Here is a 21,706-nt window from a genome sequence, read left to right as displayed (position 1 = left end):
CATGCCATTTTCGTTACACCGTTTGACAATCTGGGGTTTCCTTTGCAGCCGCTGTTTTCACAACAAATTGCTGACCACTGCCCGCTGCTGCCTGCCCCTCCCCGCCGTCGCTATATTGCTCCAAACGAAAAACAGACACGGCATCAGAGAGCATACCTGCTTGCTCTTCCAGTGCATTAGCTGCAGCTGCAGCCTCTTCCACTAATGCGGCGTTTTGCTGAGTGACCTGATCCATCTGTGTTACCGCGAGTGAAACCTGCTCGATACCTCGGCTTTGCTCATCCGAAGCGGAAGCAATTTCACCCATAATGTCGGTTACCCGAGTCACTGAGCGAACAATCTCTTCCATGGTGGTACCCGCATTTTCGACCAGTGTGGAGCCCTGGCGAACTCGGCTAACCGACTCATCGATTAACCCTTTGATTTCTTTTGCTGCCTGCGCACTGCGCTGGGCTAAATTGCGCACTTCACCGGCAACAACAGCAAACCCACGCCCTTGTTCACCCGCACGTGCAGCTTCAACCGCAGCATTCAGTGCCAGAATATTGGTTTGGAAAGCAATACCATCGATAACACTGGTAATTGCACCAATCTTCTGCGAACTGGTGGCGATATCATGCATTGTTTTCACCACACTGCCAGTCAATTCACCGCCTTTGGCGGCGGTTCCCGATGCTTCTTGCGCCAGTTGTGTGGCCTGACGAGCATTATCAGCATTCTGTTTCACTGTCGCCGTCAGTTGCTCCATACTGGCTGCTGTTTGCTCTAATGAAGCGGCCTGCTGTTCGGTTCTGGCGGACAAATCATTGTTACCGGCAGATATTTCCTGAATCCCGGTTAACATGGATTCTGTCCCATCGCGAACATGACTAACAGTGGTGATAAGCGACTGTTGCATGGTGCGTAAACTGGCAAACATCTGACTGATTTCATTGCGACCAGAGACAGTAATCTGACCGGATAAATCTCCCTGAGCAATCCGGTCAAAATGGGCGCGCATAATCTTCAACGGCGTGACAAACATGGTTCGTAGCCAGATAAGCGCAGAAATCGCCATCACTATCACCATCAAAATCGCACCACCAAATATCCACATGGAGAGGTGGTAAGCTTGTTGGTTCTGGCTGCCAGCATCCGCAACCACTTCATTGGCATACTGCAAATACTGCATAAAATCGGCTTCAAACAGATCTTGGGTTTTCTGAGTGGGCTGATCCATAAAACTCTGTAAATTACCGGCTTCCAGGAAATCGATTAATTCCCGTAAGGAAACGCGTAAATTCTGATAACTGTTTTTGGTCGCGTCTAGCAACTCACCACCGGTATCACTCTCATCAAGACGAGGCACAGCCAAAAACTGATTAAAATAAAGATCCGCTTTCTGTAGTGAACTACGCGCATTACCCATTAGCGCGTTGACTTGCTCCTGAGGGACTTTGAGAGCCGAGCGAGTCGCCGCCCGGTTTAAGGTATTACGCGCCTGAAGTAAGGATACCCAACTGAGGCTTAATGCATCCCGCTGCTGGCTACTGAGATCCACTCGATTTAAATTTTGATAGTCTGAACGAAAAGCAGTAAATGACAGACCACTTGAAATTAACTGTATCGAGCAAATCAACATCAGTAACAGGAAAAAGCTGGTAGAAATCCGGATTCGGCCAAACATCGTAACCTCTTCTCAGCCGGCTCGTTGGCCGGCTTTATCTATCCCCGTCATACTTCAAATTGCAGGGGTGTTGGCCGCCTTCGTTCCCCCCAATCACTTACTCATGTAAGCTCCTGGGGACTTTCTCACTTGCCGCCTTCCTGCAATTCGAATTATCTAGGGTATATGTTTTGTGTAGGGGGTTAGAAAGTTTCCCAATTATCTTGCAGGTCACTTCCCAGTGTTTTTTTAGCAGTACCGCTCTTATCCTGTGTCGGCTGCTTGGTTTTTTTCACATCTTTTTTGGTGCTATCGTTATCCATATGCAGGACAAATACGGACATGGATTGGGTTAATATACTGGCTTGTTCTTCCAGTGCTGCGGCAGCGGAAGCAGATTCCTCTACCAAAGAGGCATTTTGTTGTGTCACACGGTCCATTTCTGTCACCGCCTGACCCACCTGATCGATACCCCGACTTTGTTCATCAGAGGCAGAAGCGATTTCGCCCATGATGTCCGTGACACGGGTCACCGCATTCACGATATCGCCCATGGTTTCACCGGCACTTTCCACCAGCACAGACCCCATGTCGACACGGTTAACTGAATCTTCAATCAAGCCTTTAATTTCTTTTGCTGCTTGCGCACTGCGCTGAGCCAAATTGCGCACTTCACCCGCCACAACGGCAAAACCACGGCCTTGCTCACCGGCACGGGCAGCTTCAACTGCGGCATTCAATGCCAGGATATTGGTTTGGAACGCGATACCATCAATGACGCTGGTGATATCAGCAATTTTCTGCGAACTTCCCGCAATTTCATGCATGGTTTGCACCACGTTGGCGACAACTTTCCCACCTTTTTGCGCGGTTTCTGATGCACTCAATGCCAGTTGGCTAGCCTGACGAGCATTTTCAGCATTCTGTTTCACCGTGGCAGTGAGCTGCTCCATACTGGCAGCGGTTTCTTCCAGTGATGCGGCCTGTTGTTCGGTACGTGCTGACAAATCATTGTTACCGGCGGCAATTTCTGATGCACCGCTGTAGATAGCATCGGCACCTAAACGGACATCGCTGACGGTGGTAATCAATTCAGATTGCATATGTTTCAAGCTAGCGGCCAAGGTGCCCATTTCATTGCGGCTATGCACCTCAATATTCTGAGTTAAATCACCATTAGCGATATGTTTGATATGCTCAATCAAGTGTTTCAGCGGGTTAATTAAGATGTGCTGCATACCCAACCAAACAATGACAATCACGACGAATACCGCAATCAACACGAAAATAATCACACTCATCGCGTAAGTGAAGGAGCGGTTGCTGTCTTCCACCACAGAGGCGTATAGACGGTCGTTTTGTGTTAGGTAAGTGTTGTAATCCTGTTCAAAAGCATTTTGGAAACTGGAGGTGGGCTGATCAAAGAATTCATTGATCTTCCCTGCTTGCATTAATTGAATCAGTTCGGTCAATGCGGCAAAGTATTGGTCGTAAGTCAGTTTTAATTTTTTAGCTGATTCTGGGTCTTGTTTGCTATCCAAAGGGATTTGTTCATAGCTTTTAAAACGCTCCGCCGCCACACCCAATGTGCCTTTGGCGGAAGCCAAAAGGTCATTCACTGTCGGGCCACTGCCCGTGTGATTCACATCCATCATGTAGCGGATGCCAGCACGGTTCAGCGTATTACGTGTTTGCAGCAGATTTACCCAGCTTTCATTCAATACCGACTGTTGCTGACGGATGACTTGTAAAACCGCAAAGTTTTCTTTGTCATTTTTCAAGGAATTGAAGAAAAGCCCGCCGGAAACCAGCTGTAAGGCACCAAATAGCACTAACACCAGCAGCAGGCTGGTGACCACTTTCATACGCTTGAACATGTTATCCCTTCATAAGTACGTCAAAATATAGGTATATCAAAATACAAGTACGCCAAAACATAAACGTTTAGTTAACTGTGTTATCGGCACCCTAAGAGGGAACTTTACCGGGGAGAGGGATTATTTTACCGAGGGGATACTCGCGTTAGTCCTGTAAAATTTTAGCTTGATATCCGTTTCGTGATCAATTTGGTCATGCAGACGTGGGTTCTGCTTGCTGAAACCCTCGCCTGGTCGCCTTATGACAAGTCATCAACACAGACTTTCAGATAAGTGCAATCGGCCTAATTAATAAAAAAAACTGAACAGTTAGCGAGCATATCTATTCCCTTATTCCTTTTGTGACTATAGAAGTTCATAAAAATATTTGTTCTCAACATAGGGAGTGCGTAAAGAATATCTGTATTGAAAAATGACTCGTCCAAATTTGCTGGTTTATTTTATTAAAGGGGAAACCAATATGTCAGAATTGGGTGAATCACTGTTTATCCCATCACAGAATATTAATTGGCGGCTAAACAGCATTGTTGATGAATTAGGTTTGGTTCGACAGAAATGGCGTGATAAAAATTATCAAAACGCCGATAACAATAAACGCTTACTCCCTTCAAAAGACAATGTGAGTAACATTGCCAATACATTATCCAAAGTTTTATATCCTAAGCGATTAGGGACAACCGAACTCAGAAAAGAAAACGAAGATTATTATGTGGGTTATTTACTGGGTGATGCTTTAGATCGTTTAGCGGAAGAAGCAACTCTGGAATTGAGTTATAAAGCAGTTCAAAAAAGTCATAATAGTGAGGGTTCCGCACAAAACAAAGAGGTAATAGAACGTATCAGGCAGTTTGCACAACAGTTGCCCACTATTCGCCAATTACTGGATAGCGATATTCTGGCGGCCTATCATGGCGACCCTTCAGCCCAAAGTTTGGATGAAGTGCTGCTCTGCTACCCGGGCATTCATGCCGTTATTCACTATCGTATCGCCCATCAACTCTATCAGCTGGGGCTGCCTTTGTTGGCAAGGCTTATCACCGAAAAAGCCCATAGCGAGAGTGGGATTGATATTCACCCAGGCGCGAAAATTGACGAAGGATTTTTCATCGATCATGGCACCGGTGTGGTAATTGGTGAAACCGCTATTATTGGCAAACGGGTTCGTATCTATCAAGCCGTGACACTGGGTGCGAAGAGCTTTATTACTGATGAAGAAGGGAATCTGCAAAAAAGTTATCAGCGCCACCCCATTGTTGAAGATGATGTGGTTATTTATGCCGGTGCGACGGTGTTGGGAAGAATAACTATCGGCGCGCGATCAAGTATTGGGGGCAATGTGTGGTTAACGCGAAGTGTTCCCCCTGATAGCAATATTAGACAAGCGAATATATTGCAAAGAAAATTTATTGATGGCGATGGTATTTAATTAGCGATCTTTTACTGTTTATTTTATTGATATCTGAAAAGTATGACTCACCGTAAATACACAGTGAAACTGGAAATTATTTATAGTCAATAAATGGAAATGATTATGCGTATTATTGATATGGTGGGGAACACACCATTAATAACATTATCGTATTTTTCTGAGGAATTTCCCGGCGTTTCTATTTTAGCCAAAGCAGAATTTATGAACCCTAGCGGCTCGGTAAAAGACCGAGCGGCAAAGGCAATGATTCTTGATGGAATAGCGCGAGGAAAATTAACCGCGGGAAAAACCATTATTGATGCTACCAGCGGGAATACCGGTATTGCCTATGCCATGCTCGGTGCGGCACTGGGCTATGACGTGGTGCTATTTATGCCCCAAAACACCAGTGCAGAGCGGAAAAACACCATTCGCCATTACGGAGCAAAAATAGTGGAAACCGATCCCCTTGAAGGTTCTGACGGGGCCTATCTGGCGGTGAGAGAACAGGTTGAATCAGCCCCTGAACGCTATTTTTATCCGGATCAATACAACAACACTGTTAACCCAGAAACACATTTCACTACCACCGGGTGGGAAATCTGGCAGCAGTCGCAACAGCGAGTGACACATTTTATCGCCAGCATGGGCACTTCCGGCAGTTTTGTCGGCAGCGCCCGGCGGCTGAAACAAGAGAATCCACAGATTAAAACGCTGTCAGTACAACCGGCCTCGCCGCTGCATGGTATTGAAGGCACAAAACACATGGCGAGCAGCATCAAGCCCGGCATTTTGGACGAAACACTACAAGATGGCGTGGTAACCGTCACCACCGAAGAGGCCTATGCCAGCACCCGGAATCTGGCAAAACACGAGGGGCTTTTCGTGGGAATTTCATCGGGAGCTAATGTCGCCGCGGCGGTAAAACTGGCCCGCACTCTCCCCGCTGGCTCGGTGGTTGTTACGCTGCTTTGTGATACCGGTTCGCGTTATCTCACTGACCCTTTTTGGAATGAAATCTGATGATTAGATTCGCGATAGAAACAGAAAAACAGATCCGGATTGAGGGTGAAAATAGCTATCCGAATGAATGCTGTGGTGCCCTATTGGGTGTCTTTGATAAGGAGGGCAACGCGCGTGTAGAGACTATTCTCCCCATCATTAATGCCCGAGAAGATGAGGAGCAATATCACCGCTTTGTGATTACCGCAGATGAGTACCTATTGGCAGAACGCACCGCGCGCGTGAAAGGGATTGATGTCGTCGGTTTTTATCACTCACACCCCGACCACCCGGCTATTCCGTCCGAATATGACCGCGAGCATGCTCTGCCATTTTACGCCTACATCATTGTGGCGGTCGCCCAAGGGCGTTCGGGGGATTTGACCAGTTGGCGGCTGGATCCCAATAGCCGACAGTTCGAGCAAGAAAGTGTAATCACAAGCTAACTCAATGTTTTTATTTGAATTTTTTAAAACATAACAGAAAGGGAACCGCGATGGCAGTGACATTATTAATTCCAAGCGCATTACGCGCATTTACTGACGGCCAAGGTAAAGTGAGTTTGGAGGGGGAAAACGTCGGGGAATTAGTGGCGGCGTTGGCGGAGCATTATCCCGATATTCGTCAGCATTTATATGAAGATGACGGCTCGCTCCGCTCTTTTATCAACTTGTATGTGGGGGATGCCAACATCAAAACCACCGGGGGATTAGATACCCCGGTTAACAGTGGCGATGAAGTCATTTTGGTCCCCGCCATTGCAGGTGGTGCAGGGGCGCGGGCATGAGTATTGCGAGCATCATTCCTGATGAGCGGCTGACTGAACTGTCGAATGCCGAAATAGCCCGTTACAGCCGCCATTTGTTGCTGCCGGAAGTTGCTGTTGAAGGGCAGTTAAGACTGAAAAGCGCCAAAGTCCTGCTGGTGGGAACCGGTGGTTTAGGTGCGCCGGTCGCGCTCTATCTGGCAGCGGCCGGTGTTGGCAAGATTGGCATTGTAGATTTTGATTTTGTTGAAGTTTCAAACTTACAACGTCAAATCATTCACAGCACCAAAGATCTGGATCGCCCTAAAGTGGCATCGGCAAAAGATCGCATCAAAGCTATCAATCCTAATGTTGAGGTGGCGACATACAACACGCAACTGAATAGCCAAAATGCGCTGGATATCATCCGCGATTACGACATCGTGGTGGATGGTACTGATAACTACCCTACCCGCTATCTTATCAATGACGCCTGTGTGCTGCTCGGCAAACCCAATGTTTACGGCTCCATTTTTCAGTTTGAAGGGCAAGCCAGCGTATTTTATGCAAAATCCGGCCCATGCTACCGCTGCCTTTACCCTGCCCCACCGCCACCGGGGCTAGTTCCGTCCTGTTCAGAGGGCGGTGTCATCGGCGTATTGCCCGGCATCATCGGCACCATTCAAGCCGCCGAGGTCATCAAACTGATCATTGGCGGTAACGGCAGCTTGATAGGGCGCTTACTGCTGTTCGATGTATGGCAGATGAAGCAGCGCGAACTGAAACTGGAAAAAGACGCCGGGTGCCCCATCTGCGGGGAACATCCAACCATTCATGAACTTATCGATTATGAAAAGTTCTGTGGCCTGAAACCCTCTGATCAAGAAACGCCGATTGAAAGTGTGACCGCACTTGAGTTGAAGTCGTGGATAGAGGCAGGCAAACCGCTGCAATTGATTGATATTCGTGAGCAACACGAGCGGTCAATTGTGAAATTCCCCGCCGCTAAAGTCATCCCTTTGGGGCAGATAGTCCGCCGCATTGATGAGTTTGACCCCAGCATTGATGCCGTTTTTCTCTGCAAGATTGGGCAACGGAGCATCTTCGCTATCCGGGCGCTCCAGCGCGCAGGTTATCAAGGGCGGCTGCTTAATTTAAAAGATGGCATTAATGCCTGGGCACGGGATGTCGATTCCCATTTACCCCAATATTAACAATAACAGCAGCACTGACAACGTTGACCGACATAAAAACCATTTATCTATTGAAAAATAAAGGAAAATATCATGGCAGAAAAAAATGTAATTAATGCATTGGGACGTGAAGCAGCCTATCAGTTGGCCAACGTAACTAAAACTGCACCACAGTTTGGCGCGATTACGCCGCGCTGGGTCAGCCGTTTTCTCGACTACAAAGGGCTGGAATCGGGCATTTATCGGGTTAACAAAGTGGTTGAGGGGGATACGCCGCTGGATGCTTTATGCAGCCAAGACCCGTCGCGCGTCGAAATCCCTAAGGGCTATATTGAATACCAGACACAACCGCGAGAGTATCAGTTGGATTCTATTGCGACCATTGTCAATGTGGATACCAAAATCGCCGATATTTACAGATCTCCCTTTGACCAGGCATCAGAGCAAATCGCGCTGGCGATTGAAAGTTTGCGAGAACGTCAGGAAAGCCAATTAATCAATAATGATGAATACGGTTTACTTAAAAATATCACTGACGCCCAACGCATTCAGACGCGCAATGGCCGCCCGACCCCAGACGATTTGGATGAGTTGATTTCTAAAGTGTGGAAAGAGCCGTCCTTTTTCCTCGCGCACCCCCGTGCTATTGCGGCATTTCAGCGCGAGGCGACTCGGCGCGGTGTTCCCCCGGTGACAGTCAATCTGCAAGGGGGCAATTTTATCCTGTGGCGGGGCATCCCATTGATTCCTAGCGACAAACTTTTCGTCGATGGATTGAAAAACCCGAAAAGCAAAGGTGGTAAAACCAATATCCTACTGGTTCGCTCCGGCGAAGCTAAGCGCGGAGTGTTGGGTCTGTATCAATCGGGTTTACCGAATGAACAATCTCGCGGTTTGTCCGTCCGCTTCCGTGGGATTGATGACAATGGTGTCGCTTCTTACCTGCTTTCACTCTATTGCTCCGCCGCCATTCTGGCCGATGATGCTATCGCGGTGTTGGAAGACGTTGAAGTAGGTGAATATTATGACTACGAATAAGCACTCACTTACCGGCTTGTCCGGGGCGTGGCCGCCCTCCCAAGAGGGGCTGTTTTCTGCGCGCGATTACGGGCTACCGGATGAGCGCGATCTGCTCGCGCTACTCGGCGCAGGCGCGCCCGCTCAAGGGCCGACTGATCCGGCCTATTTGCCCAAAGTTGTTCCTTATGGGCAGGAGAATACCCCCGCAGTGCAGGGGGCGCTTTCCCGACCTCATGCTTCACACTATGACTATGGGACACCGGCCCCACTGGCACGAGTGGGCCAAGTTCCTGTGGAGCGCATTCGGGCTGATTTTCCTATCCTTGCGGAATTAGTCGATGGTAAGCCATTGGTTTGGCTGGATAATGCCGCAACCACGCAGCGCCCAAAGCAGGTCATCGAGCGAATCAGCCATTATTATCTGCATGAAAACTCGAATATTCACCGTGCTGCACACACGCTGGCGGCGCGTTCTACCGATGCCTATGAAGCCGCGCGGGGTAAAGTCGCGCGTTTCATCGGAGCACCCAGTGCGGATAATATTATATTCGTTCGAGGCACCACGGAAGGGCTGAATCTGATTGCACAAAGCTACGTGAAACCACGGCTGAAGCCGGGTGATGAGATTATCCTGACGCTGTTGGAGCATCACGCGAATATCGTGCCCTGGCAATTGATTGCACAAGAAACCGGTGCGGTCATTCGCGTTGTACCGGTGGATGAACATGGGCAATTAATCATTGAGGAATATGTCCGGCTGTTTAACGACAAAACCCGTTTTGTTTCAGCCACTCATGTGTCCAATGCATTGGGAACAGTGACACCTATTCATGAGTTGGTGGCCATCGCACACAGTTTTGGGGTGAAAATTGCTATCGATGGCGCTCAGTCTATTTCTCACATTCCGGTTAATGTGACCTTGTTAGATGCTGATTTCTTTGTGTTTTCAGGACATAAAGTGTTCGGCCCCACCGGTATCGGCGTGGTGTACGGCAAACAAGAAGTGCTGGACGACGCCAACCCTTATCAGGGCGGTGGTAACATGATTGCCGATGTCACTTTTGAGTTGACCCGTTACCAACCCGCGCCGAATAAATTCGAAGCAGGAACCGGTAATATTGCCGATGCGGTGGGGCTTGGGGCGGCCATTGATTATGTAACATCTCTGGGAATTGAAAATATCGAGCAGTACGAACATGTGTTGCTCGAATATGGCATTGATAAATTGTCGCAGATCCCCGGATTACGGCTGATTGGCACCGCAGCACAGAAAACCAGTGTGTTATCGTTTGTATTGGAAGGGTTTGAAAATGAAGCGGTTGGCCGTTATCTCAGCCAGCAAGGTATTGCAGTACGTTCCGGGCACCATTGCGCTCAACCTATCTTGCGCCACTTTGGTTATGAAAGTACCGTCCGCCCTTCTCTTGCATTTTATAATACTCCGCAGGAGATTGATTTCCTTGCGGAAAAAGTGGCCGAACTGGTGCGCTCTCGTTAAGTGAATTAGCGAAAAAGAGAGTTAGCAGAATTATCGGTGCTGATATAAATGAATACGCAGAGTAGCCGTAATAGCTACTCTGCCAATCGAATGAATAAGCAGTAACAACTTACCCTTTCGCCACTGAATCAAGCAATGACATCTCTTCACTGCTTAGCAACTTCTCAATATCAACCAAAATCAGCATCCGCTCACCCAGTGAACCTAAACCGGTCAGATACTCAGTCGCCAGCGTCACAGCGAATTCAGGAGCTGGGCGGATTTGCTCCGCGGTCAATGACAACACGTCAGATACGCCATCAACCACAATACCGACGACTCGCTGACCAAAATTCAGCACGATCACCACGGTATTTTCGTTATAGCTGACACCCTGTTGGGCAAATTTAACCCGTAAATCAATAATAGGAACAATAACGCCGCGTAAGTTAGTGACACCTTTAATGAAAGCCGGGGTGTTAGCGATGCGGGTCACTTGATCATAACCGCGGATCTCTTGGACTTTCAGAATATCAATGCCGTACTCTTCAGCACCCAGCGTAAAAATCAGGAACTCCTGTCCTACCGTTTCGCCTGCCAGCTTCGTGACGGTTGCTAGTCCTGCCATGTTTTTACCCTTCAATCAGTAGGTTGAATTTATGTTTTTTCAAGGCTTTATTACGCGACGGCGACATCATCAGCCGTAACACGTTTTTCCCGGTTTAAGGCCTGCAATGCCGACACATCCACAATGAGTGCCACACTGCCATCACCCAATATAGTGGCGGCAGAAATACCGGGAACCTTCCGATAATTACTTTCCAGATTCTTCACCACCACCTGATGCTGGCCTATCAATTGGTCTACCAGCAGGGCATAACGGCGACCGGCACTTTGCAGAATCACAACAATGCCTTGTGTGGCTTCAGTTTTTGCATTTTCAACATCAAATACACGGAACAGCTCAACCAATGGCAAATACTCACCGCGGACTTGCAATACGCGCTCACCGCCAGCCAGTGGATGTAAATCCTCAGCCAATGGTTGCAATGACTCCATTACGGCATTCAATGGCAAAATAAACACTTCATCACTGACTTTGACAGACATGCCATCAAGGATAGCCAGCGTCAATGGCAGCAAGATACGGATAGAGGTACCTTTGCCGGCCTGGAAACTGACTTGCACATGGCCGCCCATTTCCTGAATATTTCGCTTAACCACATCCATGCCAACACCACGACCGGACACGTCCGTCACCTGCTCAGCCGTTGAGAATCCAGGGGCAAAAATCAGCATCCCGACATCTTCATCACTCATATGCTCATTAACAGCCATACCTTGCGATTGAGCTTTTGCCAGAATTTTCTGTCGGTTAAGCCCTGCGCCATCATCAAGAACTTCAATGCAAATATTGCCGCCTTGATGTTCTGCGGACAGTGTCAGATTGCCGACCGGGGCTTTACCCGCCGCGATGCGTGTTGCAGGGTCCTCAATACCGTGGTCCAAACTGTTTCGCACCAGATGGGTTAACGGATCAATAATGCGTTCAATCAGACTTTTATCCAGTTCAGTCGAACTGCCCAGCAGGGTGAGCTCAACTTGCTTATTCAGTTTACTGGCTAAATCGCGCACCAACCGTGGGAAGCGGCTGAAGACATATTCCATCGGCATCATACGAATCGACATCACTGACTCTTGCAAGTCACGGGCATTACGTTCCAACTGCCCCATGCTATTGAGCAAATCGCCGTTAATCACCGGGTCTAAGGTACTAGAGCGCTGGGCCAGCATAGATTGAGTGATAACCAGTTCGCCCACCAGGTTAATCAGTTGGTCAACTTTCTCAACCGCTACGCGGATGCTGGTTGATTCACTGGCTTTCGCTTTAGGTTTTACATGCTCGGCGCTGGGAGTTTCAACTTTAGGAGTATTGCTGACTTCTGCAATCGTGGCGGGGGCAACGGGCGGCACTTGCGCCACAACCGGTGCGACGACCGCCGCCTCAACCACTGGCTCTTGCGCTGGCTCGGCCTGCACAAAGCTAATCTGCTCTGGCTCCAACACAAAACACAGCACGGCGCTGATATCATCTTCGCTGACCGACGTAATCAGGGTCGCCTCAAGGCTATCTGTCTCTTGGTGGGCATCTTTGACATCGCCAAGATTGCCCAGTTCTTCCAGCATCAGCGGGATTTCTTGTTCTTTCAAACCCGACAGTCGAATGCGCATCCCCCCCTGAACCAACGCCGGAGACTTACTGTTGGCCTTGGTTTCAGTGCTTGGGGTCGCTGCGTGATCCGCTGTCGCAACCTGATGAGTGGTTTGCTGTTCTAAAGCTTCGAGTGCCAGTTGGCGTAATGCATGACAAATATACTCAAAGCTTTCCGCATTAGGTTCTTGAGAGGTTTTGTAGGCGTCCAACTGTTCCTGCATAATATCTTTCGTTTCCAAAAACAGGTTGATGATATCAGTGCTCAAACGCATTTCATCGCGACGGGCACCATCCAACAGGTTTTCCAACAGATGGGTTGTCTCTTGTAATACCGAAAAACCAAATGTTGCGGCACCGCCCTTGATCGAGTGAGCAGCACGGAAAATAGCATTAAGTTGTTCATTATCTGGTGCCAACGGGTCCAGCAAGAGTAAGTGCTGTTCCATGTCTGCCAGCAGTTCATCTGCTTCATCAAAGAAAGTCTGATAAAACGCAGTAATATCCATGCTCACGGTGTCACCTCTACTGTGCGTCGCGGCTTGTCGGAGAGACCGGTGCATTACTTGCAGGTGCCGCTGGCAACGATGTCGTTGGCCCGCGGGCAACTCGAGTAACGTTCTCCGTGCTCGATTGTTGTGTTTGTGATGCTGTTGCTGGCGGAACTTGCGCTTTCACCGGCTCAGCAGTTGTCGGTGGCAAAGCGGTTGTTGTCGAAACCGTGTTTGTCGAAATCGTGCTGGTTGAAACACTTATCGTCGAAACCGCGACTGCTGCTTTTCCTGTGGTGCCAGATTGTTCAGCAGATAGCGCCGCCCCCGTGGCCGCTGGTGGTATCGCAGCCGTATTAGGCGCAGTCACTGCAGGCGTCGTGCCAGTGGAATCAATCTGTTTTAAGCTTTCGGCCTTTTCTATATCAAGCGCCCTGCTATCTAAGTTCTCGTGCTCAATATCATGTTGGGTTTGCTTATTCAGCACCAAGATACTGATACGGCGGTTCACCGGGTCATCTGATGCCTGCTCTTTTAGGCGCATCGTCGACGCCATGCCCACCACGCGTAATACTTTGCCTTCATCCAGTCCCCCAGCCAGTAATTCACGCCGCGAGGCATTGGCACGATCGGCCGACAGCTCCCAGTTACTGTAGCCCCGTTCGCCCGAGGCATAAGGTAGGTCATCGGTGTGACCGGACAAACTGATCTTGTTGGGAATGTCATTCAAAATTGGCGCTATAGCACGTAAAATATCGCGCATATACGGCTCAACTTGGGCGCTTCCCATCTTGAACATAGGGCGGTTTTGACTATCAATAATCTGAATTCTCAGCCCTTCATCCATCATGTTGATCAACAGATGTGGCCGCAAAGCTCTCAGCCTCGGGTCAGATTCAATTAATTGATCCAGTTTTTCCCGTAATTTGTTCAGCCGATATTCTTCTTTGCGACTCTCTTCGGAATCAATGTGCTTACGCACTTCGCCCACTTGTTGAGTTGGATCATCACCACCGCCAGGAATCGGACTGGTGCTATCACTGCTTTTCTCACCATGGGTCAGTGCGACTTTCAATGGCGTACGAAAATACTCTGCAATTTGTGTCAGCTCTTGCGGGCTGGAAACCGACAGCAACCACATCACCAGAAAGAAGGCCATCATTGCTGTCATAAAGTCCGCATAAGCAATTTTCCATGATCCGCCATGATGAGCTTGGGCATGTTTGGCTTTGCGCTTTTTGACCAGAATAACGGGGTGGTTCTGATGCTTCATGCGTCCTCTTCTGTCGCTTGCTGTGCTGGTGCTTTCACCCTGCGCACATGCTCTTCCAGCTCAATGAACGATGGCCGTTCCGTGGTGTAGAGTGTTTTACGACCAAATTCCACAGCAATTTGCGGTGCATATCCATTCAGACTGGAAAGCAAAGTCACCTTGATGCACTGCATCATTTTGTTGGTTTCTGCGCTCTGTTGACGTAGCAATGTCGCCAATGGCGAAATAAATCCATACGCCAACAAAATACCCAGGAATGTCCCTACCATTGCATGGGCAATTAACGCCCCGAGTTCTGCAGCAGGCCGGTCTGCGGATGCCAAGGCATGCACCACCCCCATCACTGCAGCAACAATACCGAATGCAGGTAAAGAATCCCCGACCATCGCCAAACTACCAGCAGGGATTTCGCATTCTTGTTCGTGAGTTTCTATCTCTTCATCCATCAATGCTTCGATTTCAAAAGCATTCATGTTCCCACTGACAATTAACCGCAAATAGTCGGTAATAAACTCCACCAACAACTTATCGGCCAAAATCCTTGGATAATTAGAGAAAATTTCACTTTCCAAGGGACTTTCTATATCTCGCTCTAGTGAAAGCATTCCCTGTTGGCGAGATTTAGCTAATAAGCGGTACAGCAGCGCCATTAAATCCATATAGAGGACTTTGTTATATTTAGAACGGCGCATCAGTTTTGGCATTACCTTCAGCGTAGCTTTTATCGCTTTACCATTGTTGCCCACAATAAACGCACCAATACCCGCTCCGCCGATAATTAAAAACTCAGCGGGTTGATATAATGCGCCTAGGTGACCACCGACAATGATGTAGCCGCCAAAAACCGCCCCTAAGACCACGATATAACCCAAAATAACTAACACGCGATATCCTTAGCAAAGTGTGTGGGTGGAAGGTGAGGCGTTAGCACCCTTTGAGTGCTATAAGTTGCCATTAACAGGCGACAGGGACGGTATCCATACCGCTGCTGTCACCCAAAATCCTGACAACTCAAAGAAACTCAAACTGCGCGTCTAACCTGCTCATCCAGCAGTTGTGAAGTTATATCGGCAGATTGCGGAGAAAGTTTACGTTTTTTTACTGCGCGGGAAGGTGGCTGGCAGAGACTGCAAACAAAGCTGTTTCGTGGTTGATGCGCATGGGTGATAAAAGTTCCACCACAGCAGTTACAGCCAGAAAGTTGCAACATGCCACTATCAACGAACCGAACCAAAGTCCAGGCCCGAGTTAGTGCCAATAATGGCGGTATTCCGGACTGATCCGGGCACTGTTCGAGATAAAGACGATAAGCCTTAATGACGGCTTCAACACCGGTGCATTGCCCACTTTTTAGCAAGAAGCTATAAGCGTTATAAAACATCGATGAATGGATATTCTGTTCCCAAGTCATAAACCAATCGGTCGAAAACGGTAACATACCTTTAGGCGGAGGACTGCCTCTCAGCTCTTTATAAAGCTTAATTAAACGCCCTCGGCTGAGTTGCGTTTCACTTTCTAACATCTGTAAACGCGCGCCTAAAGTTATTAACTCCATAGCTAAATGAATGTCTTTGGCTTCCTGAACAATACTTTTCTCAGCCATCAGTCATGCTCTTTTTTTAGATGCACTACCGTCTTTTAACGATAGCTCGTGGAGTAAATGACTCGACAATAAAATTCCTGTATGGATTTGCTGTAAATCATCCACACGAGACTCTTTCGTCAGATGATGAATTGTATTGTGATCACTGAAACGGAAATGACAGACCAATTGGTTTGTCTCGGCTAATTTAACCATCTGCGGTAATGTTAGCTGTGCTAGTGCATCGGCCATCGTATCCGTAATACCCAAGCGAAACATCGCTGAGGCTTTCTCATCGTTAATTAACCGTTGTGCTAAAAGCAAATATGACAAATTAATATCATAAATATGTTTGAGTAATTCAGACGTACTCATCTTATACATCCCGACTGATTATGTTTTAAAACATAAGTTGGATGATAGTATTCTTCACCCAAGACCTGGGATCCTTCCCGTTATACAGTTAATTAAAACCTATAGAACTAAAAGTAATAGATACCTATTGGTACTACATGACAAAAATACCATTTTGTAGGAAATAACATGCCGTCTGCCTGACAGTTTGATTTTATGTTGCTTACTGCTCTGATATTGCACCTTCGACATGAAACTTTTCTTACAAAATATTAGGATTATTCCTAAACAGGCCCAACTCTACTCCCGAATCGTTAGCACATACAATGTGACTAGCGATTCATTTTAAATGTAATGTGATCAATATCACAAAAATAAAATATAAAGTAGAGAAGTCTCTCTTTTTTTGTGTGTTTTTTAACCACCTCAGTATTCAAAAAGCAGCTAAAAGTAAAAAAATAGCTAAAAAACTAAGGATATAGGCCCTATTCTTAGTGTTTTTAGATCGGTTCGAACAAAAGCACTTCCAAAGCGAAATAGCAGGATATAAATCTGTCATAACAGCAAATCATCAGAATTAAGATCTGGTAAGTCACTTTATAACTCGACACCTCTATAGGTAACTATCCGAAACCACATTGCTTTAACGAATATTTATGCCATGTTAAAAAGTGCCTTTTATCGTTTATTTATTAACCTATTTGCCTATTTACGTTAAAACGAACGAAAACGTGTATTAAAAAAGGCAGCAGAGGTAACCATATGTTTCACTGTTAATCACCCTCACGTATTTTCATCAAACATATTCTCAATCTGAGTTTTTATCCCTATTTTTAGTCTGGTTTATTACCTTAAATGTAAGTAGGGTTAATTAATAAGTTTTAAATCATAAGCCTTACATATCATTATTTATGATTAGTTTTATTTAACTGTATGTTAAAGGTGACTTTTTTATTAGCTACCGCCAAGTGTGATTTGAATCTCATTTATTAAAGATATGATCCCCTAATCTTTACCCTACAGTCGCGCTTATGGGAGCTTAATAATGGGATACAGTAATGTACTGGTCGCCGTGGCCCTTTCACCCGATAGCCAACAATTAGTAGATAAGGCCGTTTCTATCGTACGGCCTTATAACGGCCGGGTTTCATTGATTACGCTGACAACAGAACCCGAAATGTACAGTAGCTACGCGGCCCCGATGCTGGGTGATTTGCGATCCGTTTTACAGGAAGAAGCCCAGTTATTTATGGATGAATTGGCTCTCAATGCTGATTATCCCATTGAGAACCGAACCATAGTTCATGGTGAGTTCGCTGATAGCATGGCTTATGTTTGCCAACAACAACATATTGACCTGGTGATATGTGGCAACCACAGCACAAGGCTAATGAATAAATTTTCCTGCTCAGCTGCTCGCCTGATTAATACCAGTATGGTAGATGTACTAATCGTCCCTCTTTAATAAGACTTTCTCGCCACATCACGGCGCTGTACACCTTAATAGCAGCGCTACTCGTTACTCTTTCGCACTATTAGCTGAAACCTTTCTGAAGAGTTCTACTATGATTTTTAACACTCATGCATTTCCAATACACCTCCAAATAAGGGATTCTGATGCCACAAAATAAAGTAGAGAATCGCCGCATTCTGTTAGCTTCACGCCCACAGGGTGTGCCAACCCACGAAAATTTCGTATTAGAGACCCAACCCATTCCTCAACCCGCAGCAGGTCAGGTGTTACTGCGCACACGTTATCTGTCTCTTGACCCTTATATGCGAGGCCGAATGAGTGATGCCCCATCATATGCAGCTCCGGTTGGGATTGGCGATGTGATGGTTGGCGGTGCCGTCTCACGGGTTGAAGTGTCGAAACATCCAGGCTTCCAGGTGGGTGATTGGGTTTTGGCCCGTAGTGGCTGGCAAGATTATGCGTTATCAGATGGCTCTGATATCCGCAATCTGGGGCCGGAACTCTCTCATCCTTCGCGCGCACTCGGTGTACTGGGAATGCCTGGCTTCACGGCTTATATGGGGTTATTGGATATTGGTCAGCCCAAAGCCGGCGAAACATTGGTCGTAGCCGCCGCTAGCGGTGCAGTTGGCTCCGTCGTTGGGCAAATAGGTAAATTAAAAGGATGTAAAGTCGTCGGTATTGCTGGCGGAGCAGAAAAATGCCGCTATGTGGTAGAAGAGTTAGGGTTCGATGCATGCATTGATCATCGGGCAACCGATTTTGCGCAACAACTGGAAAAAGCCTGTTCAGAGGGGATTGATATCTATTATGAAAATGTGGGCGGCGCAGTCTTTGATGCAGTATTACCATTATTAAATTCCCGCGCCCGCATCCCGGTTTGCGGCTTAATTGCCCGCTATAACGATACTGAGTTACCCGATGGCCCGGATCGTTTGCCACTGTTGCAAAGCATCATTTTGCGTAAACGGATTCGGATGCAAGGGTTTATCATTTTTGATGACTATGCACATCATTTTGATGATTTTCTACAACAAATGACCCCTTGGGTAGAGCAAGGAAAAATCAAGTTTCGCGAAGATTTGGTTGATGGGTTGGAAAATGCGCCACAAGCCTTTATTGGGCTATTGCAAGGTAAGAACTTTGGCAAACTAGTGATTCGCGTGAGTAATGAATAGTTATTATCGTTCCGGGGCCTATTGGCCCCGGATTTCTTGATATCCAACATTCATAAATACTGTTAGAACCATTTGCCAAAGCGGCGGATATAAAACTGCTTCATCAGTTGCGCAACAACACAGTAGCTGATCAGTGTCCCTGCCAACCATGGGAAATATTGCCATGGCAGGGGTTGCAGCCCGACTAATGCTCCTAATGGGGAGAATGGAATATAAATACCTACCGCCATAATAACCCCAGTGGTTAATAACACGGGTAATGCAGCGGTGCTTTGAATAAACGGAATTTTCTGCGTACGCAACATATGAACAACTAATGTTTGCGACAATAAACCTTCAATAAACCAACCTGACTGGAACAAAGCTTGATGCTCGACACTATTGGCCGCGAAAACAAACCACATCAGCGCAAAAGTGGTGATATCAAAGATCGACGAAGTCGGCCCTATCCACAGCATAAAGCGGCCAATATTTTTAGCATCCCACTTACGTGGTTTACGCAAAAACTCTTTGTCCATTTTATCCCACGGCAAAGAGAGCTGGGAGATGTCATACATCAGGTTTTGCAGCAGTAAATGGATAGCCAGCATCGGCAAGAATGGAATAAAGGCACTGGCAACCAGTACAGAGAAAACATTACCAAAGTTAGAGCTCGCGGTCATGTTCAAATACTTAATAATATTCCCGAAAGTTTCGCGCCCTTTAATAACGCCCTCTTCCAATACCATTAAATTCTTTTCGAGCAAAATGATATCGGCTGACTCTTTGGCGATATCTGTACCGGTATCAACAGAGATTCCCACATCAGCATCGCGCAATGCCGGAGCATCATTGATACCATCCCCGAGGAAACCGACGGTATGACCATTACTTTGTAGCATTTTCAGCACACGTGATTTTTGCAGCGGAGTCAGTTTGGTGAACACCGTGCGCAATTCCACTTCTCGCGCCAGCGTTTCATCATCCATATGCTCAATATCAAGACCACTCAATGGCTCCCCAGGTTCCAACCCAACATCGCGACAAATTTTAGCGGTAATAATCGGGTTATCGCCGGTTAATACTTTTACCGCAACGCCATTTTCTCGCAATGCGGCAATAGCGGCCTCGGCACTCTCTTTTGGCGGGTCAAGGAAAGTCAGTAATCCTTGAACAACCAGTTCACGCTCGTCGGCAATACTTAAAGGTAACTCACTAATTTTGTTACCTAACTCACGGGTTGCCAGCAGTAAAACACGAAAACCGTCTTCATTATATTGCGTGGCTAATGCCAACAATGAGGCGCGGCGGGCTTCATCAAGCGGATAGATTTCATCGCCCTCGCGCACGGAAGTGCAGATACTGAGCATTTCTTCTATTGCACCTTTGCAGATCAATGTCTGATGCTGCTGATCATCTTTCACCACAATCGATAAACGACGGCGAATGAAATCAAAGGGTAATTCATCAACTTTATTAAAGCTGCGCAAAGCATCAATTTCTGGCTTGCCACGGCTGAATTTAATAACCGCCTGATCCATCAGGTTACGCATACCACTTTGATGGAAACTGTTAAGCCATGCTAGTTGTAATATTTTACTGTCATTGCTGCCAAGAACATTTAAATGGTGCTCGAGAATGATTCGATCCTGCGTTAATGTCCCAGTTTTATCGGTACACAACACATCCATCGCACCAAAATTTTGTATTGCATTCAATCGCTTGACGACAACCTTTCGCCGCGACATCGCTATTGCACCTTTAGCCAGGTTAGAGCTGACAATCATCGGCAACATTTCAGGTGTTAATCCGACCGCTACCGCCAAAGCAAACAGCGCCGCCTCACTCCAATCCCCCTTAGTAAAACCATTAATCAGCAATACAATCGGCACCATCACCAACATAAAGCGAATTAATAGCCAGCTAACACTATTAACCCCTCGGTCAAAGGCAGTTTGAGCTCGGTTGCCCACAATGGATTTCGCAAGTGATCCGAAATAAGTATACCCGCCGGTAGCAACCACCACGGCCATGGCCGTTCCACTGGCAACATTCGTCCCCATCAGACAAATATTCGATAACTCAAGTAATTCACTTTCGCTACTGGCATCTGCTTCCACCGATTTTGGTGCAATTGACCCCATTGCATCATATTTCTCAATGGGTATAGCTTCACCGGTCAGGATTGCCTGGCTGATAAATAAATCTCTGGATTTAATCAGGCGCAAATCAGCCGGAATCATATCCCCAGCAGATAATAAAATAATATCGCCTGGTACCAACTGTTTAATGGCTATTTCCTGTTTCGCTGGCTGGGCACTATGGCTGCTGCGACGCAGTACCGTGGCCGTGGTACGCACCATTGATTTCAGTGTTTCTGCGGCTTTATTGGTGCGGTACTCCTGCCAAAAACGCAGTAATCCGCTGATTAAGACCATGGTCACAATAATGCTGACACCGACCAGATCAGTTTCCTCGCCACGTTGCAGCGGTAACCAATAATCAGTCACGAAACTAATTGCCGCCAAGATCATTAAAACAAAAATAAAAGGGTTATTAAACGCAGCCAGTAATTGAATCAGAGCGGGTGGTGCTTTCTCATGCGCAACTTCATTAATACCGTATAATTCCAGCCGCTCTTTGGCATCTTCCTCTGTTAGTCCATTCAAGTTAGCATTTAACTTAGATAATGTTTGATCCAAGCTATTTTTAGCCTCTAATGCAATAGTAAAAGGTTTTTTATTATTGCTACGGCCTGTACCTGTCTTTTGAAATTTGGTCATAACGCTTCTCTTT

The 21,706-nt window shown here is 47.0% G+C and carries 18 protein-coding genes; 9 read left to right on the top strand and 9 right to left on the bottom strand.

Annotated elements, in window-relative coordinates:
- Positions 1-13 precede the first annotated feature (13 nt).
- Together DX162_RS14280 and DX162_RS14275 are read right to left on the bottom strand one after the other, a co-directional pair.
- Entirely contained in the window at positions 14-1,666 is a 1,653-nt protein-coding gene (locus tag DX162_RS14280; protein WP_004392134.1) for a methyl-accepting chemotaxis protein, read from the bottom strand.
- 182 nt (positions 1,667-1,848) lie between these two features.
- A complete protein-coding gene (locus tag DX162_RS14275) occupies positions 1,849-3,522 on the bottom strand; it encodes a methyl-accepting chemotaxis protein (RefSeq protein WP_004392133.1) in 1,674 nt (557 codons plus the stop codon).
- 460 nt (positions 3,523-3,982) lie between these two features.
- Between DX162_RS14275 and epsC the strand changes: the two genes are divergently transcribed.
- From epsC to DX162_RS14240, 7 genes are all read left to right on the top strand, one after another.
- Positions 3,983-4,948 carry a serine O-acetyltransferase EpsC gene (gene epsC / locus DX162_RS14270; RefSeq protein ID WP_032820663.1) on the top strand — a complete coding sequence of 322 codons (966 nt, stop codon included), beginning with the start codon at positions 3,983-3,985 and terminating at the stop codon, positions 4,946-4,948.
- 105 nt (positions 4,949-5,053) lie between these two features.
- On the top strand, positions 5,054-5,953 hold the full coding sequence (locus DX162_RS14265; protein ID WP_098080816.1) for a PLP-dependent cysteine synthase family protein: 900 nt from the start codon (positions 5,054-5,056) through the stop codon (positions 5,951-5,953).
- Positions 5,953-6,378, top strand: a complete 426-nt coding sequence (locus DX162_RS14260) for a M67 family metallopeptidase (protein WP_032820646.1) — start codon at positions 5,953-5,955, stop codon at positions 6,376-6,378. The genes DX162_RS14265 and DX162_RS14260 overlap by 1 nt, the downstream gene beginning before the upstream one ends.
- A gap of 50 nt (positions 6,379-6,428) precedes the next feature.
- Positions 6,429-6,719, top strand: a complete 291-nt coding sequence (locus tag DX162_RS14255) for a MoaD/ThiS family protein (RefSeq protein ID WP_004392129.1) — start codon at positions 6,429-6,431, stop codon at positions 6,717-6,719.
- Positions 6,716-7,891, top strand: a complete 1,176-nt coding sequence (gene moeB / locus DX162_RS14250) for a molybdopterin-synthase adenylyltransferase MoeB (RefSeq protein ID WP_032820645.1) — start codon at positions 6,716-6,718, stop codon at positions 7,889-7,891. Before DX162_RS14255 ends, moeB begins: the two co-directional genes overlap by 4 nt.
- Before the next feature lie 72 nt (positions 7,892-7,963).
- Positions 7,964-8,908 carry a family 2A encapsulin nanocompartment shell protein gene (locus DX162_RS14245; protein WP_004392127.1) on the top strand — a complete coding sequence of 315 codons (945 nt, stop codon included), beginning with the start codon at positions 7,964-7,966 and terminating at the stop codon, positions 8,906-8,908.
- Entirely contained in the window at positions 8,895-10,388 is a 1,494-nt protein-coding gene (locus DX162_RS14240; protein ID WP_086017146.1) for a cysteine desulfurase, read from the top strand. Before DX162_RS14245 ends, DX162_RS14240 begins: the two co-directional genes overlap by 14 nt.
- Positions 10,389-10,497: 109 nt before the next feature.
- On the opposite strand, the gene cheW is transcribed toward DX162_RS14240, so the two are convergent.
- From cheW to flhD, 6 genes are all read right to left on the bottom strand, one after another.
- Positions 10,498-10,995, bottom strand: coding sequence for a chemotaxis protein CheW (cheW, locus tag DX162_RS14235; RefSeq protein WP_004392125.1), 498 nt, complete (start codon positions 10,993-10,995; stop codon positions 10,498-10,500).
- A gap of 50 nt (positions 10,996-11,045) precedes the next feature.
- A complete protein-coding gene (cheA, locus tag DX162_RS14230; RefSeq protein WP_004392124.1) occupies positions 11,046-13,088 on the bottom strand; it encodes a chemotaxis protein CheA in 2,043 nt (680 codons plus the stop codon).
- 16 nt (positions 13,089-13,104) lie between these two features.
- Complete coding sequence (motB, locus tag DX162_RS14225) at positions 13,105-14,343, bottom strand: flagellar motor protein MotB (RefSeq protein ID WP_032820643.1); 1,239 nt, start codon at positions 14,341-14,343, stop codon at positions 13,105-13,107.
- Entirely contained in the window at positions 14,340-15,227 is an 888-nt protein-coding gene (gene motA, locus DX162_RS14220) for a flagellar motor stator protein MotA (protein ID WP_004392122.1), read from the bottom strand. Before motA ends, motB begins: the two co-directional genes overlap by 4 nt.
- Positions 15,228-15,364: 137 nt before the next feature.
- Positions 15,365-15,946, bottom strand: a complete 582-nt coding sequence (gene flhC, locus DX162_RS14215; protein WP_004392121.1) for a flagellar transcriptional regulator FlhC — start codon at positions 15,944-15,946, stop codon at positions 15,365-15,367.
- Between the two features lie 3 nt (positions 15,947-15,949).
- Positions 15,950-16,300: a flagellar transcriptional regulator FlhD gene (flhD, locus tag DX162_RS14210; protein ID WP_004392120.1), complete on the bottom strand. Its 351-nt coding sequence runs from the start codon at positions 16,298-16,300 to the stop codon at positions 15,950-15,952.
- 1,024 nt (positions 16,301-17,324) lie between these two features.
- Between flhD and uspC the strand changes: the two genes are divergently transcribed.
- A complete protein-coding gene (gene uspC / locus DX162_RS14205; RefSeq protein WP_004392118.1) occupies positions 17,325-17,744 on the top strand; it encodes a universal stress protein UspC in 420 nt (139 codons plus the stop codon).
- 152 nt (positions 17,745-17,896) lie between these two features.
- On the top strand, positions 17,897-18,931 hold the full coding sequence (locus DX162_RS14200; protein WP_004392117.1) for an NADP-dependent oxidoreductase: 1,035 nt from the start codon (positions 17,897-17,899) through the stop codon (positions 18,929-18,931).
- A gap of 62 nt (positions 18,932-18,993) precedes the next feature.
- Here DX162_RS14200 and mgtA read toward each other — a convergent pair whose 3' ends face one another.
- Positions 18,994-21,693, bottom strand: coding sequence for a magnesium-translocating P-type ATPase (gene mgtA, locus DX162_RS14195; protein WP_004392116.1), 2,700 nt, complete (start codon positions 21,691-21,693; stop codon positions 18,994-18,996).
- Between the last annotated feature and the right edge of the window lie 13 nt (positions 21,694-21,706).

It is taken from the genome of Yersinia kristensenii, from assembly GCF_900460525.1.
In the GTDB taxonomy this organism is placed as follows: domain Bacteria; phylum Pseudomonadota; class Gammaproteobacteria; order Enterobacterales; family Enterobacteriaceae; genus Yersinia; species Yersinia kristensenii.
Note: the sequence above shows the minus strand (reverse complement) of the source record. Positions and strands in the feature narration are given on the sequence as shown.

Bases quoted from the DNA above. Each gene is read 5' to 3' on its own strand.
- DX162_RS14280 (WP_004392134.1), bottom strand. From the start codon at position 1,666: ATGTTTGGCCGAATCCGGATTTCTACCAGCTTTTTCCTGTTACTGATG.
- epsC (WP_032820663.1), top strand. From the start codon at position 3,983: ATGTCAGAATTGGGTGAATCACTGTTTATCCCATCACAGAATATTAAT.
- DX162_RS14245 (WP_004392127.1), top strand. From the start codon at position 7,964: ATGGCAGAAAAAAATGTAATTAATGCATTGGGACGTGAAGCAGCCTAT.
- flhD (WP_004392120.1), bottom strand. From the start codon at position 16,300: ATGAGTACGTCTGAATTACTCAAACATATTTATGATATTAATTTGTCA.
- cheA (WP_004392124.1), bottom strand. From the start codon at position 13,088: ATGGATATTACTGCGTTTTATCAGACTTTCTTTGATGAAGCAGATGAA.
- DX162_RS14275 (WP_004392133.1), bottom strand. From the start codon at position 3,522: ATGTTCAAGCGTATGAAAGTGGTCACCAGCCTGCTGCTGGTGTTAGTG.
- DX162_RS14265 (WP_098080816.1), top strand. From the start codon at position 5,054: ATGCGTATTATTGATATGGTGGGGAACACACCATTAATAACATTATCG.
- DX162_RS14200 (WP_004392117.1), top strand. From the start codon at position 17,897: ATGCCACAAAATAAAGTAGAGAATCGCCGCATTCTGTTAGCTTCACGC.
- DX162_RS14260 (WP_032820646.1), top strand. From the start codon at position 5,953: ATGATTAGATTCGCGATAGAAACAGAAAAACAGATCCGGATTGAGGGT.
- motB (WP_032820643.1), bottom strand. From the start codon at position 14,343: ATGAAGCATCAGAACCACCCCGTTATTCTGGTCAAAAAGCGCAAAGCC.
- flhC (WP_004392121.1), bottom strand. From the start codon at position 15,946: ATGGCTGAGAAAAGTATTGTTCAGGAAGCCAAAGACATTCATTTAGCT.
- DX162_RS14240 (WP_086017146.1), top strand. From the start codon at position 8,895: ATGACTACGAATAAGCACTCACTTACCGGCTTGTCCGGGGCGTGGCCG.
- mgtA (WP_004392116.1), bottom strand. From the start codon at position 21,693: ATGACCAAATTTCAAAAGACAGGTACAGGCCGTAGCAATAATAAAAAA.
- uspC (WP_004392118.1), top strand. From the start codon at position 17,325: ATGGGATACAGTAATGTACTGGTCGCCGTGGCCCTTTCACCCGATAGC.
- moeB (WP_032820645.1), top strand. From the start codon at position 6,716: ATGAGTATTGCGAGCATCATTCCTGATGAGCGGCTGACTGAACTGTCG.
- cheW (WP_004392125.1), bottom strand. From the start codon at position 10,995: ATGGCAGGACTAGCAACCGTCACGAAGCTGGCAGGCGAAACGGTAGGA.
- DX162_RS14255 (WP_004392129.1), top strand. From the start codon at position 6,429: ATGGCAGTGACATTATTAATTCCAAGCGCATTACGCGCATTTACTGAC.